Genomic DNA, 17,294 nt, shown 5'->3' on the forward strand with positions numbered 1-17,294 from the left:
TTATTATTCCCTTGCGCCTTCCTGGCACTAGGCGGTTGGCTAACCGGTACAACCTTCGTCACCTCTTGGTATACCCACGGGTTAGCGTCATCATACTTAGAAGGCTGTAACTTTTTAACAGTAGCAGTATCATCACCAGCAGACAGCATGGGACACTCCCTGTTGTTGCTGTGGGGGCCAGAAGCACAAGGCGACCTCACCCGTTGGTTCCAACTGGGTGGCTTGTGGCCATTCGTGGCGCTACACGGAGCCTTTGCTTTGATTGGCTTCATGTTGCGGCAATTTGAAATTGCGCGCCTAGTAGGGATTCGTCCTTACAACGCTTTGGCATTTTCAGCCCCGATTGCGGTATTCGTCAGCGTCTTTTTGATGTATCCCTTGGGACAATCTTCTTGGTTCTTTGCACCCAGCTTTGGTGTAGCAGCCATTTTCCGCTTCTTGTTATTCCTACAAGGTTTCCACAACTGGACACTCAACCCCTTCCACATGATGGGTGTAGCAGGAGTATTGGGTGGTGCGCTATTGTGTGCCATTCATGGAGCGACAGTAGAAAACACCCTATTTGAAGATGGCGAAGGTTCTAACACCTTCCGCGCCTTCAATCCCACCCAAGCCGAAGAAACCTACTCAATGGTGACAGCAAACCGTTTCTGGTCACAGATTTTCGGGATTGCTTTCTCCAACAAGCGTTGGTTGCACTTCTTTATGCTGTTTGTGCCCGTCACTGGTTTGTGGATGGCATCAATCGGGATTGTTGGTTTAGCACTCAACCTGCGGGCGTATGACTTCGTGTCACAAGAATTGCGCGCGGCAGAAGACCCAGAGTTTGAAACCTTCTATACCAAAAACATTTTGCTGAATGAGGGTATCCGCGCTTGGATGGCTCCTCAAGATCAGCCTCACGAACAATTTATATTCCCTGAGGAGGTTCTACCTCGCGGTAACGCACTATAAGCATGATGAATTAAAATTCATCGATTCATCATTGATTATTTTCCAGAAATCCTCCGCGAATTTGCGGAGGATTTTCTATTTTTAGTTAATAACAAATAAATTGTGTTATATTGTTTCAAGGTGAATAACCCAGAGCTAAATGCTCTGCCCTTTTGAAACTAAGACCACTTAGGCAATAAGGAGGTGATGCCCATGATTGAAAGTAGTAAATGCGTGGGTCATCAGGTTGCAGTTAGCCGGCTGCGCGCCGGGGCTGTTCTTTAAAAGTTAGCCTTAGTTATCCTTGAGATACTAAGTTAGCTCAATTAGCTAGGCTAAGCTAGAAGTTCCTTCCGGCAGTCTGGTTGCAATCTGAAGACCCGCTAGACCGCTCTGATTTAGATCAGCTGATCCGAATCAGAGCGGATAGTTTTTGTGGGTAAGTTTTGATTAATAGATTGCTAATTGTTGACAACTTAAAGTAAGTGTCGCACTCTAAATCTTTTTCACACAAATCGATATTTTGTATCTTCACAGGATAGACCATTTTTCTTATCCTCCTAGTGACCTAGTTGAGATAATCATTGCCAATATCTATAAAAAGCGAGACGTAACTAAATAAGGATTTTTTGATATGGCACAACTATTGAGCGATGCAGAAATCCAAACACAGGCAAGTGGTCTGTCAGGTTGGACAGTTGACGAATCTAAGTTACAGACTACCCGCAAATTTAAAGATTTTATTGCAGCAATTGAATTTGTAAACAAACTCGTGGAACCTGCTGAATCAAAGGGACATCATCCAGATATAGAGATTTCTTATAACAAAGTGAAGATCATACTTACAAGCCATGATGCAGGTGGGTTGACGCAAAGTGACTTTGATATGGCCGCGGTAATTTCACAAATCAACTAACCAACTGGATTGGATCAACCCTAAGTGTCTTTACTTTTAGTAGTCTATGTGGATAAAAACTTGCAAAAAGTTTTAACCTTACTCCCACTGTAGATATATCAGTGATTCCATGTGACAGTTGATCAGCCGATCACTCAGATGTTGCCATCTACTTCAAATAGCTTATAATGATATGCTATAAAGCTATGTTTTTGCATAAGTTAATTACATCAATTTTTAACATTAAATTGATCATTTATGAGCTTTGCAAAAACTAAAATTGTAATAGTGGCAACTATAACCTCATCGATAGATTTTCTAAAAAAGATGTCGCGTCTTTGAGAAAGTTAAGTGCAGCGAAAACAATTATCTATACAAGGTGTGAGGAGAAAAGGAAAGATGTCTAATCTATTGTGGAAAGCCCTGGTAGTTAGCCCAGCAATCTTGGGAGCAACATTGTTAGTTTCAGCAACAGCAATTGCGGCTCCAAGTACCACCAAAGAAGTATCAACAACAGAAGCACCAGCTGTAACGGAATTTGCTCTGACCCCAGAAATTTTGGCTCAAGCAACCCCAGCAGCTAACGATGCCAAAGTAATAGATCAAGTTAATCGCTACAGCGACGAAGGCAAAGAAAGTACTTCTTTGTCTCAAGTCACATCGGTATCACAGTTTTCTGATGTCCAACCAACCGATTGGGCATTCCAAGCCTTGCAGTCCTTGGTTGAACGCTACGGTTGTATTGCTGGGTATCCAAATGGTACTTATCGCGGTAATCGCGCTTTGACCCGTTATGAATTTGCCGCTGGTTTAAACGCCTGTTTGGATCGGGTTAATGAATTGATTGCTACAGCAACAGCTGACTTGGTGACAAAGCAAGATTTGGCTACCTTACAGCGTTTACAAGAAGAATTTTCCGCAGAACTAGCAACCCTACGCGGTCGAGTAGATTCTTTAGAAGCGCGTACTGCTGAATTGGAAGCGAATCAGTTCTCCACTACTACCAAATTAGTTGGTGAAGCTATTTTTGCTGTTACTGACGTTTTTGGCGACAGCACTGGCGACGTTAACAATACTGTCTTCCAAAACAGAGTACGTTTAGGCTTGCAAACCAGTTTCACTGGTAGAGACCTATTGACCACCCGTTTGGCTGCTGGCAATGCACAAGCATTTAATGTCGTAGACAACGTTGGTAACACCATTCCTAGTGCTGAAGGCACCCAAACTTTTCAAATCGGTAGTACCGGCAATAACAACGTCGAGATAGACAAGTTGACCTACGAAGCTCCCATAGGTCCAGCTCAAGTTTATCTTGCTGCTGCTGGTGGTCGTCACAGCCATTATGCTGCGGTCAACAACCCTTACTTTTTCGACAAAACTGACGGCGGTAATGGTGCTTTGTCTGCCTTCTCTTCTGAAAACCCCATCTATCGGATTGGTGGTGGTGCTGGTTTAGCGCTGAATATACCTTTTGGTCAAGGCGGCGGTATTCTAAGACCAAGTTCAGTCACTTTGGGTTATTTGGCTAATGAAGCCAATGCTCCTGGTGCAGGCGAAGGTGTGTTCAACGGTAACTATGCTGCTTTAGGTCAGTTGAATTTTAGTGTTGGCGATCGCCTAGCTTTAGCTGCAACCTACGTCCACGGATACAAGGGAGCAGGTAGTAATCTATTCGACTCAGGTTTGAATCTCACTAACGCAGCTGGTACTCCAGTTGGTGTAGTAGGTACTCAACAAGCCAATACTCTACCAAACGCATCTTCAAGCAATTCTTACGGTTTGTCGGCGGCGTTTAGACCAAGTGATAAACTTTCTGTTAGTGGCTTCGTATCCTACACTGATGTTGTAGGTTCTGGCGCTGGTGATGATTTTGAATCTTGGACTTACGGTGCTGGTGTCGCTTTATCTGATTTTGGCAAAAGAGGTAACGTGTTAGGTATTTTCGCTGGTGCAGCACCCTACTCCTTAAATCGAGGCGCTAACAGTGGAGATGTGCCTTACCAAGTTGAAGGCTTCTACAAGTATCGCGTGTCTGATAACGTTTCCATCACTCCTGGTGTGATTTATTTGACATCTCCTAATCAAAATAGCGACAACGACGACGCTATTATCGGTACCCTAAGAACAACCTTTACCTTCTAGAGGTTTCTAGAGTATCGAAAATCTGTCTACAATCTGAAACTCTATTTTTCCCCGCCTCACGGCGGGGTTTTTTGTTTTTGGTAGAGTTAATCAGCAAACTCCAGTGGAGAACCGGAGTATACTAAAGAAAGTATGAAGGATGAAGTATAAAGTAGGGAAAATTTTGATTTCTTAGCCTTGATGATTCATCTTGAATTCTTCAGCCTTCATCATCTATCCTTCATCTTTAATTGCTGCTTGTGGAACTATCGTGCAAATCTGAATACGCAATTCTTGCCTTACTAGAGATGGCGACTCATCATGAAAGCGGTGAACCAATGCAAATTCGACAAATTGCCGCACAACAAAACATACCCGATCGCTATTTAGAACAGCTTCTAGCAACCTTGAGGCGTGGTGGTATAGTCAAAAGTCAACGCGGGTCAAAAGGTGGCTATTTTTTAACGCGAGAACCTTGGAAGATTACTCTTTTACAAGTTTTAGAATGTTTAGAAGGCTCAGATATGCAAACCTGTGAGGATGAGGTTAATCCTAAAAATTTAGATAGTTCTGTTATAGAAGACATCTGGCGGGAAGCGTGTCAGGCAACAAACTCTGTGTTGCAAAAATATACACTTCAGGAATTGCGAGAAAAACGAGATTCCCGCCAGCAGTTGGATATCATGTATTACATTTAGTCCAAAATCCATAGTCAATAGCATAAAAGTTTTTGACTATTGACTTCATAACTCTAATAACCAAGGAATAATTATGCGGATTGCTCGTAACATTACAGAACTTATTGGTCGTACACCCTTAGTGCAGTTAAACCGCATCCCCCAACAAGAAAGATGTGTGGCTCAAATTGTCGTGAAATTAGAAAGCATGAACCCCTCTGCCTCAGTTAAAGATCGGATTGGGATCAGCATGATTAATGCCGCCGAAGAAGAAGGACTAATCACTCCTAGAAAGACGGTATTGGTAGAACCTACCTCTGGAAATACAGGCATAGCCCTAGCAATGGCAGCAGCAGCTAAGGGTTATCGGTTGATTTTGACAATGCCGGAGACAATGAGTGGGGAACGCCGGGCAATGTTGCGGGCTTATGGAGCTGAATTAGAACTAACACCGGGAATTGAAGGCATGAGTGGGGCAATTCGCCGGGCCCAGGAGATAGTTGACAGTACACCAGATGCCTATATGTTGCAGCAGTTTCGCAATCCGGCGAATGCAAAAGTGCATCGAGAAACTACAGCAGAAGAAATTTGGGAAGATACCGATGGACAGGTAGACATGATTGTGGCAGGGGTCGGCACAGGTGGTACGATCACTGGTGTAGCAGAAGTTATTAAAGCGCGTAAGCCTAGCTTTCAGGCGATCGCAGTTGAACCAGCCAATAGCCCAGTGTTATCTGGGGGACGACCAGGGCCACACAAAATTCAAGGAATTGGTGCTGGGTTTATTCCTCAAGTGTTACAAGTCAAATTAATTGATGAAGTAATTGTTGTCACCGACGAAGAAGCGATCGCTTATGGTCGACGTTTGGCAAGAGAAGAAGGGCTATTATCTGGCATTTCTAGTGGAGCAGCTTTATGTGCTGCAATCCGTGTTGCCCAACGTCCAGAAAACGAGGGACGCTTAATTGTCATGATTCAGCCTAGTTTTGGAGAAAGGTATTTGAGTACACCGTTGTTCCAAGACTTGGAAACAAAGGTCGCCGCTAGCATTAGCTAACGATAAATTGGATGAATGGTCGATTCTAAGCAAGATTTTAACCACTACGAAACCCTCAAAGTTAGTCCCAGTGCGAGCCAAGCGGAGATTAAACAAGCTTATCGCCGCTTGGTTAAGTTATTTCATCCTGACAGCAACCAAGAAACATCTGATAAAGAGCAAATTATCCGGATTAATGCTGCATACGAGGTTTTAGGGGACAATCAAAACCGCCTCAGTTATGATCAGCAATTGCGAGATGATTCCCAGAAATTAAATAGCGATCGCCAACAGCGGACAGCTGCGGCTCAACAACGTTACAAAGCAAGACGACAAACGGGACGGGATGCTGATGAGCAAGTCGAAGAATGGCTGCGTCTAGTTTATCAACCAGTTAATCGCTTGCTTTGTGGCATTCTCTATTCTCTAGAAGAACAAATGGAGCAGTTAGCAGCCGATCCCTTTGACGATGAATTATTAGATGAATTTCAGGAGTACTTACAAATTTGTCGAGATGAACTTAAACAAGCTCAAGTAACTTTTCGTTCTCGACCAAATCCCCCAAGTCTCGCTAGAACAGCAGCTCACCTTTACTACAGCCTCAATCAAGTAGGAGATGGATTGGACGAGTTAGGTTACTTCCCTTTAAACTACGATGAGCGATATTTGCACACAGGGCAAGAACTATTTCGCATCGCGACAAGATTGCATTGCGAAGCACAAGTGTCTGTAAATAGTTAAAAGTCAACTAACAACTGACAACTAACAACTAACAACTGACAAACAAATTAGTTTATGCTGGAAACAGTGAAAGTTTAAGAAATTTTAAATTCTGTTTCCAGAGTACTCATGGAATGCATTGTAAATCGCCGCGCTCAGTTTTCGGCAAGTCATCGCTATTGGTTGCCAGAACTGAGTGAAGCTGAGAATATTGAAAAATTTGGTGCTTGCTCTAAATTTCCCGGACATGGGCATAATTATGTATTATTTATCTCTCTAGCTGGAGAATTAGATAAATATGGCATGGTGCTGAACTTGTCTGATGTAAAACAGGTAATCAAGCGCGAAGTTACAAGCCAATTAGACTTTTCTTATCTCAACGATGTTTGGGTAGAATTTCAACAAACTCTGCCTACTACTGAAAATATTGCACAGGTGATCTGGCAACGGCTAGCACCGCATTTGCCTTTAGTCCGCGTGCAGTTATTTGAACATCCTGAACTTTGGGCAGATTATATGGGAAACGGTATGGAAGCCTATCTTACTATTAGCACTCACTTTAGCGCCGCCCATCGGCTGGCTCATCCTCATCTTAGTAACGAAGAGAATTCTGAAATTTACGGTAAGTGCGCTCGTCCTAACGGTCATGGTCACAACTACCATTTAGAAGTTAGCGTCAAAGGAGAAATTGATCCGCGCACTGGGATGATTGTCGATTTGGGCGCTTTGAACCAGGTGATAGAAGATTATGTATTAGAGCCGTTCGATCACACCTTTTTAAATAAAGACATTCCTTACTTTGCCGAAGTTGTTCCTACTGCTGAAAATATTGCGCTTTACATTAGTAATTTACTGCGATCGCCTATCCAGGAATTGGGAGCTAAGCTTTACAAAGTAAAATTGATTGAAAGTCCTAATAACTCCTGCGAAATCTACTGCACAGACTTAGAATCAAATACCGCAAATTTAGTACAACACGAGCCAGTTTTAGCGCGTATTTAGTGCTTTTTGCGCTAGGTGGTGACTCCTAAACTCTTTTGTTGTTTCTTTGCGCTCTCTGCGCCTCTGTGGTTTAAGATAATTTATTTAACCGCAGAGGCGCTGGGGGCACAGAGCCAGAATATGTTATGCATATAGGGGCCTTATGTGGTAAGGCCCCTATATAATTTTTAACTTTTTTAAGCCTCGACCTTTACACCTTTCCAGAAGGCAACGTAACCCTCAATATTCTTAGCTTTTTCCTTAGCGGTGGGATAGTACCAAGCAGCATCTTTGTTCACTTGACCATCAACTTCGATACTGTAGTAACTAGCGACACCTTTCCAAGGACAAGTAGTGTGAGTATTACTTTCTTGGAAATACTGCTTGTTAATGGCATCAGATGGAAAATAATGATTGCCTTCCACAACTACAGTGTTATCGCTCTCGGCTAAAACAGTTCCATTCCAAATAGCTTTCGGCATAAGTTGAGATTGCAAATAAAGTTCACACATAATATTTTGACACTTCTACAGCTTTCAGCCTTGGGTTTCTCGAAACCTCAAACTATTGATGGGTGAGACCAGCAGTTTCTAACTACTCCGCAATAAATGCAAGTTTGCCGCTGGGACTTTAGCTCTGGAAAGATTTACTATGAGTGCCGAAGCATTCATTAAAAAGCTGTAAGCATGTTTGAAATTTAAGTTCGCTCATCCATAAGATTTAAATTTTTCTCTGAAGATTGGCAAAATAATTTGCCTAAGGTGAAAAATTGGTTCAAAATATTGTTAATTTTCGTAAAATTGCGGCGTTCAAGACTAGAATACTGATATTTACCTAGCTAAACTATCAAAGAGTGCATCTGTACTGCTTAGTTAATCAAACTTAGATGTGGCGCTATAGCCTCAATGATCCCAGTACAACTTATCCTCAAAAACTTTCTCAGTTATCGTGATGCAACTTTAGATTTTCGCGGTTTGCATACGGCTTGTATTTGTGGTTCTAATGGTGCAGGTAAATCGTCTCTTCTCGAAGCAATGACATGGGCCGTTTGGGGTGAAAGCCGCGCCGCTGCTGAAGACGATGTAATTCATTCTGGTGCAAAAGAAGTTCGAGTTGATTTCACTTTCCAAAGTAATCAGCAAAAATATCGAGTCATTCGCACTAGAATGCGGGGTGCTAGTGGCGTTCTAGAATTTCAAATAGAAACACCTTCTGGGTTTCGCGCCCTGACTGGCAAAGGGGTAAGGGCAACACAGGATGTGATTTTAGAACACATCAAGTTGGATTACGATACTTTTATTAATTCTGCCTATTTGCGTCAAGGTCGTGCAGATGAATTCATGCTCAAGCGCCCTAGCGAGCGCAAAGAAATTCTAGCAGAATTGTTAAAACTCAATCAATATGATGATTTAGAAGAACGGGCTAAAGAATCGTCGCGCCAATTTAAAGCTAGGGCTGAGGAACTAGGACGTTCTTTGGAATCGAGTAAAATTCAACTGCAACAACGTGATGTCACCCAGACACAAAGAGCAGAGTTAGAAGTCCAACTTAACCAACTACAACAAGTACAAGCTTTTGATAATATCCAATTGCAAAGTTTGCAAGTTATCCAGCACCAGCGCCAAACAAAAGTAGAACAACTGAGCTTTGTTAGGCAACAATACCAGAATTTAAGTCAAGATTGCGATCGCCTGCAACAAGAGCAATCAGCAGTTAAAAGTCAAATTTCCGGTTTACAAGCCATATTAAATCAAGAAGCAGAAATTAAAAACGGATACACTCAATACCAAAATCTGCAATCTCAAGAAGAAGCTTTTGCCACTAAATTTGAGGAACACAACCGCGCTACAGCGTTGCGTCAACAAAAGCAACAACAGCTAACCAAACAAATTCACGAAATTGAGCGCCAACTGCAACAAGTCCAAGGACAACTAGAAGCATTGCAGCAACAAGAGCAAGAAATTCAGCATACTCTCAGTAAATCAAGTGAGGTGGAAACTGCTTTAGCACAAGTTGCTGTAGCGCGTCGCCGTGTGGCTCATTTGGATGAATTGCAAATGCAAGTTAGTCCCTTATTACAACAGCGGCAAAATTTACAAAGCCAAATCGATAGGGTTCATGCTGGTTTAGTTGCACGGCTAGAACAGCTACAAACAACAGAGAACCAGCTGCAAAGTTCATCACGCCGCCAACCACAACTGCAACAAGCAGTAATGGAAGTGGGAATGCAGATTGATCAAATGGAAAAAGATCGGGTTTATCTGCAACGAGTCCAGGAAAAAGGCCAAGAAAGACGGCACTTTATCGAACGTCTACAAGCTCAACAACGAGAGTATGAAAGAGTATTGGGAGAACTGGATCAAAAACTGCAAATGCTTCGCAACCCCGATGCTATTTGTCCCTTATGCGAGCGTCCTTTAGACGAACATCATTGGAATCGTGTAGCAGAAAAAACTAAGGCTGAATACCAAGATACTGAAGGGCAATTGTGGGTATTTCGGGAACAAATGGCAGTTTCAGATCGAGAAATTCAGTTGTTGAGGCAGGAATATCGAGAAATATCCCAAAAATTGGCGGCTTATGATTCTCTGAGAGAACAGAGGGGACAATTAGCAGCACAACTACAATCTACAAGTGATGCGGAACAACAACTGCAACAACTGGCTGCGGAAAAGCAGCATTTGGAGCGATCGCTACAAGTCGGTGATTATGCGTCTGATAAACAAGCTCAATTGCAACAGCTAGATCAATATCTGCAACAATTAAATTACAATGAGCAAGACCATGCTCTAGCTCGTAGTGAAGTCGAGCGCTGGCGATGGGCAGAAATTAAACAGGGCCAAATCAAAGATGCTACTAAGCGACAAACCCAAATAGCCACCCGTAAACCCGAATTACAAGCTAATATTGCCCAATTAAAAACTAGAATCCAGCAGGAACAAATTGACTCTGACTGTGCCAGAGAAATCACTGAGTTGACGCGTTATATTGGTAAAATTAACTACAGTTCAGAGCAGCATAACAACCTGCGTCAAGCTGTACGCCAAGCTCAATCTTGGCAGTTGCGCTATCAACAAATGTTGTCAGCCCAGCAGCAATATCCCCAACTCCAGGAAAGATTGCAGGATTTAGAAGCTTCCAGGAGTGCAAGATTAAATGAGCGACAACAACTCGCCACCCAAATCGAAAACATTACCCAACAGCTAGCCCAAACAGCCAATCCAACTGAGCAAATTCAAGCATTAGAGCAGCAGTTAGCAACCCGCAGACGGCAACTCGATGAACAAATAGCTAAGTTGGGACGTTTAGAACAACTAGCTCACCAACTGGAAACTCTGCAAATTCAGTATGAGCAACAACAACAGCAACTACAATCTTGCAAGCGACAATACCGAATTTATCAGGAATTAACGCAAGCCTTCGGTAAAAATGGCATCCAAGCTTTAATGATTGAGAATGTGTTGCCCCAACTGGAAGCAGAGACAAATCAACTACTTTCACGCCTAAGCGCTAACCAGTTACATGTGCAATTTGTTACCCAAAAAGCTGGACGCAGTGGCAGTTCCAAGAGAAAAAATGCCAAGTTAATAGATACCCTAGATATTTTAATTGCTGATGCTAGAGGAACGCGAGCTTATGAGACTTACTCTGGCGGGGAAGCATTTAGAATTAATTTTGCCATCCGTTTAGCTTTGGCGAAATTATTGGCACAAAGGGCAGGAGCAGCATTGCAATTATTGATTATAGATGAGGGTTTTGGTACGCAGGACGCCGAAGGATGCGATCGCCTGATTGCTGCCATAAATGCGATCGCCTGTGATTTCGCCTGTATCCTCACTGTCACCCACATGCCTCACCTCAAGGAAGCTTTTCAAGCCCGCATTGAGGTGAATAAAACCCAGCAAGGTTCACAGTTACATTTGCTAATTTAATCTATACATAGTCTTAATCTTACAGTTGTGGCTGAAGGTGTATAAACTCAAGAACAACGCAATTTACTATATTTGAGGGCAATTAGAGAATTATCCGGTTTTTGTTATTCGTTTGATGTTGATGTTAAGATGCCACTGTCCACCGGGTCATACTGTATCGACGGGGATTCTAATAAGCATCACATCTTGTAATAACTCATATTGCAGAAAGTGCAAATTACACCGCAGAGATAAAAATTGTCAGTAGTCATTCACAATTGCGAATTGGTGTGACAGGCGATCGCGCTTAGAAGCAGGGTGTATGAACAAGAAGTATCAAATTAATCTCAGCCCAGAACAGAAACAAGAACTACTGGCTCTAGTCAAAAAGGGTTCAGCAAAAGCCAGAGAAATTCGTCGCGCACATAGATTATTAATGGCTGCGGATGGTAAGACGGATGAGATAATAGCAGAAACGTTACACATATCAGTAGCAACAGTGGAGCCTCGTAAACAGTTCTGTTGTGAAAATTTAGAGCGACATTAACAGAGAAAAAGCGTTCAGGAAAGCCACAGAAGTTAACTAATTATGGCGAAGCATATTTAATAGCAACAACTTGTAGTGATGCACCTGCTGGGAGTACACGTTGGACTTTAAGAATGTTAGCAAACCAACTTGTGAGTCTGGAAATAGTTGATAGCTTGAGCAAAAGTACAGTTGGTAGGATATTAAAAAAAACGATCTGAATTGTCTGTACTTGTCCGTCAATGCCTTCAACGAAGAATTCCCAATATTGAAACTTTAGAACAAGAGGTTTCAATTTGGGAATGCGATCGCAATCTTAATCAGGTTTGTGTAGATTGGCGTTTTCGTACAGAAGATGCAAGAGTTAAGCTTTCAAAGATTTATCTAACCCTTCAAAATTAATGGGACAGACCACTAGTACGTTACGCGTAACTCGTAATTACTTTTCTATAAGGATTTTAGACATTTCAGGTAGTTTATTTCCGCCGTTCTGTAATAGTGAGTTAGCGTAGCGGTAGCGACGTATGAGCGTCGGTTCTCAAATTCTTACTGTGGCTTTAGGTGAGGCTCATTTACACTTAACGCTCAGCAATGCAAATTTCTAAATCCGCAATAGTCCGTCTTGAGGTAAAATCCATTTAAGATGAGTCTTGAGAATTTTTATACTTAAATTGAGGAAAGGAGTTAATCTGTATAGTAGGTAGTGGAGACATGACTAATTCCCTCCTAGATAAGGGTTTACAAGCTTCGGACAGCAGAATATTATTGCAGTAAGCCTCAAATTATCTAGGATGATTTTAATTCACTATTGCAAAAGTATTTCAGATACTTATTATTTATGAGGTATCATTTTCAACCAGTAGGTACGCATTTAGCTCAATTAATATCCACAAGATTCAATTATCCTTTTCTAGATTAGGTTTATATAAGTCATTAAGGTATATATGCAATTTTTTTTTGGTATTGAACACGAAGTTGCTTTCTTAAATAAAGAAGGGAAATTTGCTGATTTTTCCTGCACCAAGTTTGCTGATTTCAATCAAATTGTGGATAGACTACCTACATATCCTGATGATTATTTGCAACTACGAGTTGGTGACGCTGGCATTAGAATGAAGAGATGGTATATTGAGGGATTTGAGAGATTTGCTGATTCTGATAAAGTCATTGATTGTGTTTCCAAAGGAATCGAAATCAGAACAACTATACATTCTAATATTCAAAATGCTATTAATGAATTATCTGAAAGTTTTCGTTTATTGTGTGAAATTGCCACTGAATTTGGTTTTTCGCCAGTTTTAACTAGTTTTAATCCTTACAAGACAGTTTTCCAACCTCAACCGCCATTAAATGATTATGAACTGAAACAGCTACAGGCTTATCCAGACGAACAAACTGCTAATATTTATATGGTGACATACGGCCCAGATTTAAATATTTCAGTGGCAGACTTGCCAATTAAAAATGTAATTGATATCGGTAAAAAGCTAACTTATTACAGTCCTTATATTGTGCCTTTTAGTTATAGTTCTCCCTTTTATAACGGTAGTTTATGGAATGGGCTATCAGTCAGGACATTTATCAGAACAGGAAAAAGATCAGCCGCCCTAGTTTTTGTCCAAACACAAGAACAATTAATCAATAGCGTCCCTTCGTTAACAAAAACTGCCCGCCTTCCTGCTGAAGTGGGTCGTATCGAATTTAAGGCTTGTGATAGTTGTGACGATTTTTTAATATATGCAGCATTACTAGCATTATTAAAAGGTCTGATTTTAGATCAAACCTTACTGGGTAGAGCGACTATACCTGATGCAGATTTACACCAGCTTTCAGCAAAAGAAGGCTTTGGTAACGAAAATATTTTTGCAAATGCCACAAAAGTTTTACAAGCAGTTGAAACTGCCTTAAAGGATGATTCTGACTGTCATTTATTAATACCACTAAAAAATTTATTGGCAAAGCGAAAAACAAAATCTCATGAACTCATAAAAATATTTGAAAGTGTAGGTTCTATAGAAGAGACGCTAAAGCAAACTTACCAAGTCTCAAAAATATAACAATAAGCAGGAGTTAGGAGGTAAAAAATTCATATTCATGATATATATTCACGCTATCCAAATGTCATAATCTATATACTTTTTGATATATCCCTCTTTTGTTACCACGGGGAGAGTATAATCAGCAATAAAATCGAAAATGCTGTGGTTAACAAAAATGTGTAGATATTTAAATGCCTCAAAACTTCTCACTTCTGGGAATAATTTTCTATACCATTCACAGTAATCGTCAACCAATTTTATCGTTTCTGATGCAACTCTAGCCTCAAACATAGTCCAGCAAACAGTTTGTGATACTTTGTATTATTCTCTTATGAGAGTGATGGAAGAACGATATATAGCCACCACAAAAGCCCAAAAAGTCTTGATTATGCTTTGATTAACAACAGTCTATCGTCTGTTTCAGAAAATTATACATAAGCGATCGCTCTCAGCTACTTAAAAGTGATTCTCTAGCTTGCAGAGACTGACCACTATCGCAACATAAATCTAAAACCTAAAGTATCTGAGTAAATTGTTAAGTTTTGTAAGACAAGTTGCCGAAAACGGGCTTTACCACCTATGCTTACAGCTGCTAACCGCGAAGTAACATCATACAGCCATTAATAACGGTAGTTCCAATCCCTTAAAATTGTTACCATTGAATCTTTCCTGACTATTAAGCTTTATATTTAATAAAGATATATTGTTAACATTAGTAAAAAACCTGAAAAGATTGGGGGAAAGTAACTGCTATGGGTCGTGTAGGCGTCTTATTACTCAATCTCGGTGGACCTGACAAGCTAGAGGATGTCGGGCCGTTTTTGTATAACCTATTTTCAGATCCGGAAATCATTCGCCTACCATTTCGCTGGTTGCAAAAACCCCTAGCCTGGTTTATTGCCTCACGACGAACCAGAACATCTCAAGCAAACTATAAGCAAATCGGCGGCGGTTCGCCTTTGCGGCGAATCACTGAGGCTCAAGGGGAAGCCTTAAAAGAGAAGTTAGGCAATTTGGGGCAAGAAGCCAATATCTACGTAGGAATGCGTTATTGGCATCCGTATACTGAAGAAGCGATCGCTATGCTTACTCAAGATAACATTGAGCGCTTGGTGATTTTGCCACTCTATCCCCAATTTTCCATCAGTACTAGTGGTTCTAGTTTCCGGCTTTTAGAAAAACTTTGGCAAGAAGATCCAAAACTTCAGCGCCTTGACTATACCGTTATTCCCTCTTGGTACAAACAACCAAGCTATCTCCAAGCTATGGCAGAACTCATAGCTCAAGAACTCGAACAGTTTCCTAATCCCGATCAAGTTCATATATTCTTCAGTGCCCACGGTGTTCCTAAAAGCTACGTTGAAGAAGCAGGTGATCCTTACCAGCAAGAAATTGAGGATTGTACTGCTTTGATTATGCAGACCCTCAATCGACCTAATACCCACACCTTAGCTTACCAAAGTCGAGTCGGCCCAGTAGAATGGCTGCAACCCTATACTGAGGATGCCCTTAAAGAACTAGGCGCGCAAGGAGTAAAAGATTTGGTAGTCGTGCCTATCAGTTTTGTTTCAGAACATATTGAGACACTACAAGAAATTGATATTGAATATCGGGAAGTAGCAGAAGAATCAGGAATTGACAACTTCCGCCGTGTGCCTGCTCCTAATACCCATCCAGTATTTATTCAAGCATTAGCAGACTTGGTAATTGATGCACTGAAAAACCCTAGTTTCAAGCTTTCGCAGGCCGCCCAAATGAAGAAAAGGGTCAAAATGTACCCCCAAGAGCGTTGGGAGTGGGGTTTGACTACTAGCGCTGAAGTTTGGAATGGTCGGATTGCTATGTTAGGCTTCATTGCCTTAATTATCGAGCTAGTTACTGGTCATGGTTTACTACACATGATTGGGCTTTTGCAGTAAAAAAGTTTTTTGGGCATAGGGCAAGTGGGCATGGGGCATGGGGCAATAGTTAAGAGTTAAAGGGTTTGTTTCTTCATCCTTTAACCTTTTACCCCCTCTTCTTGCTCCTCTGCTACCCTGCTCCCCTGCTCCCTTTTCCCTTGTTTATGCCATTGTCCGCCGCACCTTGTGCCAAATTAATCCAGCAACAATTAATCCTAAACCTACTTGCCAGATAGCAGATTCCACCCAGAAAGCCAAGAATAAGCAAGACACAAGACCTATCCAACCTACCCACACAGGATAGAGTCGCTCAGATGGGGTAAGTTTTAAGGCAGCTAAATTAGTCACTGCATAGTAAATCAAAACACTGAAGGCACTAAAAGACCATGTGGTTTTGACATTGCCTAATAATACCAACAAGGCGATCGCTCCTCCTACCACAATCACAGCCCAGTATGGGGCTGTCTGTTGTTGATTAAGTCGTGCTAAAAATCTGGGAGCATCTGAGCGCCGTCCCATTGCTAGTAATACACGAGATAACCCCAAAATCAAATTCAACAGCACACCCAACATTGCTGTCATCGCACCAATAGCTAAGATAAAAGCCGCACCTGAACCTGCAATGCTACGGACTGCTACTTCTAAGGGGGCTGCCTTTGTCTGTCCTGTAGCATTACCCAAAACATCCACCCCCACAGCTCCAATACCAACCGTCGCCACTGTCATGTAAAGTAACATTGTCAGCAGTAGACAGACGATCATTGCTTGAGGAATCGTCTTTCTTGGGGAACGTGCTTCTTCCCCCATTGTGGCAATGCGACCATAGCCTGTATAGGCAACAAACATCAAGGCGCTTGCCTGAAGTACTGCTCCGGGGGAAGTGGTAAAAAAAGGTGTCAAATTTTCGATGCCCACTACAGTAGCACGGGGTAGGCAAACAACGATAAAAAATCCTAAAGACAGCAGTGTTACCGAAACAATCACTGTATTGACAACATTAGAGCGTCGAATACCGTTCAATACAATCACCGTCATTATCACCACAGCTAAGAGAGCTGTAGGAATAACCCAACTAGCACTTAACCCTAAAATGTTTAGTAAATAACCAGCAAAACCCAAAGCGGCGGTGGCGGCAGAAGCAGTCTTTGCTACCAAAAACATCCAACCTGCTGTAAAGCCTAATGCAGGGGTGAGATATTTATAACCATATTCATAAGTACCACCACTTACAGCATGGTTAGCTGCCAACTGAGCGCTATTGAGTCCATTGCAGGTAGCAACGATCGCACCAATTGCCACTGCTACAATTACCGCAGGCCCGGCAATGCCTGTAGCAATACCAATACTGACAAATACACCCGTACCGATAATTGAACCCAATCCCATCAAAGTGGCACCAAAAACCCCTAACTCTCTTTGCAGTTGGGGTGGTGAGTTGGTAGCGGACATCTTTTATCTCCTTGTTTTAGATGATGAAGATGTAGGTTTCATTGCTGAAGATACCATTACAAGATTTGAATGTTGGTTAAATCTGAATGATATTTTCCTGTATAT

Annotated in this window: 13 protein-coding genes and 2 pseudogenes; 12 read left to right on the forward strand and 3 right to left on the reverse strand. The window is 41.7% G+C overall.

Annotation, left to right across the window (positions count from 1 at the left end):
* The 7 genes from psbD to I8751_RS23435 form a co-directional block, all read left to right on the forward strand.
* The coding region (gene psbD, locus I8751_RS23405; RefSeq protein WP_214441497.1) for a photosystem II D2 protein (photosystem q(a) protein) at positions 1 to 954 on the forward strand (954 nt) is incomplete at its 5' end.
* 613 nt (positions 955 to 1,567) lie between these two features.
* Positions 1,568 to 1,849, forward strand: a complete 282-nt coding sequence (locus tag I8751_RS23410; RefSeq protein ID WP_214441498.1) for a 4a-hydroxytetrahydrobiopterin dehydratase — start codon at positions 1,568 to 1,570, stop codon at positions 1,847 to 1,849.
* Positions 1,850 to 2,227: 378 nt separating this feature from the next.
* Positions 2,228 to 3,970: an iron uptake porin gene (locus I8751_RS23415; RefSeq protein ID WP_214441499.1), complete on the forward strand. Its 1,743-nt coding sequence runs from the start codon at positions 2,228 to 2,230 to the stop codon at positions 3,968 to 3,970.
* Between the two features lie 239 nt (positions 3,971 to 4,209).
* Positions 4,210 to 4,647, forward strand: a complete 438-nt coding sequence (locus I8751_RS23420; protein ID WP_214441500.1) for an RrF2 family transcriptional regulator — start codon at positions 4,210 to 4,212, stop codon at positions 4,645 to 4,647.
* Positions 4,648 to 4,720: 73 nt separating this feature from the next.
* Entirely contained in the window at positions 4,721 to 5,683 is a 963-nt protein-coding gene (gene cysK / locus I8751_RS23425; protein WP_214441501.1) for a cysteine synthase A, read from the forward strand.
* A gap of 15 nt (positions 5,684 to 5,698) precedes the next feature.
* Positions 5,699 to 6,403: a J domain-containing protein gene (locus I8751_RS23430; protein ID WP_214441502.1), complete on the forward strand. Its 705-nt coding sequence runs from the start codon at positions 5,699 to 5,701 to the stop codon at positions 6,401 to 6,403.
* Between the two features lie 108 nt (positions 6,404 to 6,511).
* Positions 6,512 to 7,384, forward strand: coding sequence for a 6-carboxytetrahydropterin synthase (locus I8751_RS23435; RefSeq protein WP_214441503.1), 873 nt, complete (start codon positions 6,512 to 6,514; stop codon positions 7,382 to 7,384).
* 176 nt (positions 7,385 to 7,560) lie between these two features.
* Here the strand turns inward: I8751_RS23435 and I8751_RS23440 are convergent, their stop codons facing one another.
* Complete coding sequence (locus tag I8751_RS23440) at positions 7,561 to 7,845, reverse strand: DUF427 domain-containing protein (RefSeq protein ID WP_214441504.1); 285 nt, start codon at positions 7,843 to 7,845, stop codon at positions 7,561 to 7,563.
* Positions 7,846 to 8,268: 423 nt separating this feature from the next.
* Here I8751_RS23440 and sbcC point away from each other — a divergent pair, with 423 nt between their 5' ends.
* The 4 genes and pseudogenes from sbcC (at position 8,269) to I8751_RS23460 (ending at position 13,857) form a co-directional block, all read left to right on the forward strand.
* Positions 8,269 to 11,295 carry an exonuclease subunit SbcC gene (gene sbcC / locus I8751_RS23445; RefSeq protein ID WP_214441505.1) on the forward strand — a complete coding sequence of 1,009 codons (3,027 nt, stop codon included), beginning with the start codon at positions 8,269 to 8,271 and terminating at the stop codon, positions 11,293 to 11,295.
* Positions 11,296 to 11,596: 301 nt separating this feature from the next.
* Positions 11,597 to 11,821, forward strand: coding sequence for a helix-turn-helix domain-containing protein (locus I8751_RS23450; RefSeq protein ID WP_214441506.1), 225 nt, complete (start codon positions 11,597 to 11,599; stop codon positions 11,819 to 11,821).
* Between the two features lie 53 nt (positions 11,822 to 11,874).
* Positions 11,875 to 12,021 (forward strand): annotated as a pseudogene (locus I8751_RS30515) (IS630 family transposase); the annotation flags it as partial.
* A gap of 723 nt (positions 12,022 to 12,744) precedes the next feature.
* Positions 12,745 to 13,857 carry a glutamate--cysteine ligase gene (locus I8751_RS23460; protein WP_214441507.1) on the forward strand — a complete coding sequence of 371 codons (1,113 nt, stop codon included), beginning with the start codon at positions 12,745 to 12,747 and terminating at the stop codon, positions 13,855 to 13,857.
* Between the two features lie 457 nt (positions 13,858 to 14,314).
* Here I8751_RS23460 and I8751_RS29840 read toward each other — a convergent pair.
* A pseudogene (locus tag I8751_RS29840) lies at positions 14,315 to 14,456 on the reverse strand (SAM-dependent methyltransferase); the annotation flags it as partial.
* A gap of 135 nt (positions 14,457 to 14,591) precedes the next feature.
* Between I8751_RS29840 and hemH the strand changes: the two are divergent.
* A complete protein-coding gene (gene hemH, locus I8751_RS23465; protein ID WP_214441508.1) occupies positions 14,592 to 15,758 on the forward strand; it encodes a ferrochelatase in 1,167 nt (388 codons plus the stop codon).
* Between the two features lie 144 nt (positions 15,759 to 15,902).
* Here the strand turns inward: hemH and I8751_RS23470 are convergent, their stop codons facing one another.
* Positions 15,903 to 17,189, reverse strand: a complete 1,287-nt coding sequence (locus I8751_RS23470; RefSeq protein WP_214441509.1) for an APC family permease — start codon at positions 17,187 to 17,189, stop codon at positions 15,903 to 15,905.
* Positions 17,190 to 17,294: the final 105 nt, after the last annotated feature.

The organism is Atlanticothrix silvestris CENA357, from assembly GCF_016056295.1.
Classification (GTDB): Bacteria; Cyanobacteriota; Cyanobacteriia; order Cyanobacteriales; family Nostocaceae; genus Atlanticothrix; species Atlanticothrix silvestris.

Coding starts and splice junctions, on each gene's coding strand:
- I8751_RS23410 (WP_214441498.1), top strand. CDS start 1,568: ATGGCACAACTATTGAGCGATGCAGAAATCCAAACACAGGCAAGTGGT.
- I8751_RS23415 (WP_214441499.1), top strand. CDS start 2,228: ATGTCTAATCTATTGTGGAAAGCCCTGGTAGTTAGCCCAGCAATCTTG.
- cysK (WP_214441501.1), top strand. CDS start 4,721: ATGCGGATTGCTCGTAACATTACAGAACTTATTGGTCGTACACCCTTA.
- I8751_RS23430 (WP_214441502.1), top strand. CDS start 5,699: ATGGTCGATTCTAAGCAAGATTTTAACCACTACGAAACCCTCAAAGTT.
- I8751_RS23435 (WP_214441503.1), top strand. CDS start 6,512: ATGGAATGCATTGTAAATCGCCGCGCTCAGTTTTCGGCAAGTCATCGC.
- I8751_RS23440 (WP_214441504.1), bottom strand. CDS start 7,845: ATGCCGAAAGCTATTTGGAATGGAACTGTTTTAGCCGAGAGCGATAAC.
- sbcC (WP_214441505.1), top strand. CDS start 8,269: ATGATCCCAGTACAACTTATCCTCAAAAACTTTCTCAGTTATCGTGAT.
- I8751_RS23450 (WP_214441506.1), top strand. CDS start 11,597: ATGAACAAGAAGTATCAAATTAATCTCAGCCCAGAACAGAAACAAGAA.
- I8751_RS23460 (WP_214441507.1), top strand. CDS start 12,745: ATGCAATTTTTTTTTGGTATTGAACACGAAGTTGCTTTCTTAAATAAA.
- hemH (WP_214441508.1), top strand. CDS start 14,592: ATGGGTCGTGTAGGCGTCTTATTACTCAATCTCGGTGGACCTGACAAG.
- I8751_RS23470 (WP_214441509.1), bottom strand. CDS start 17,189: ATGTCCGCTACCAACTCACCACCCCAACTGCAAAGAGAGTTAGGGGTT.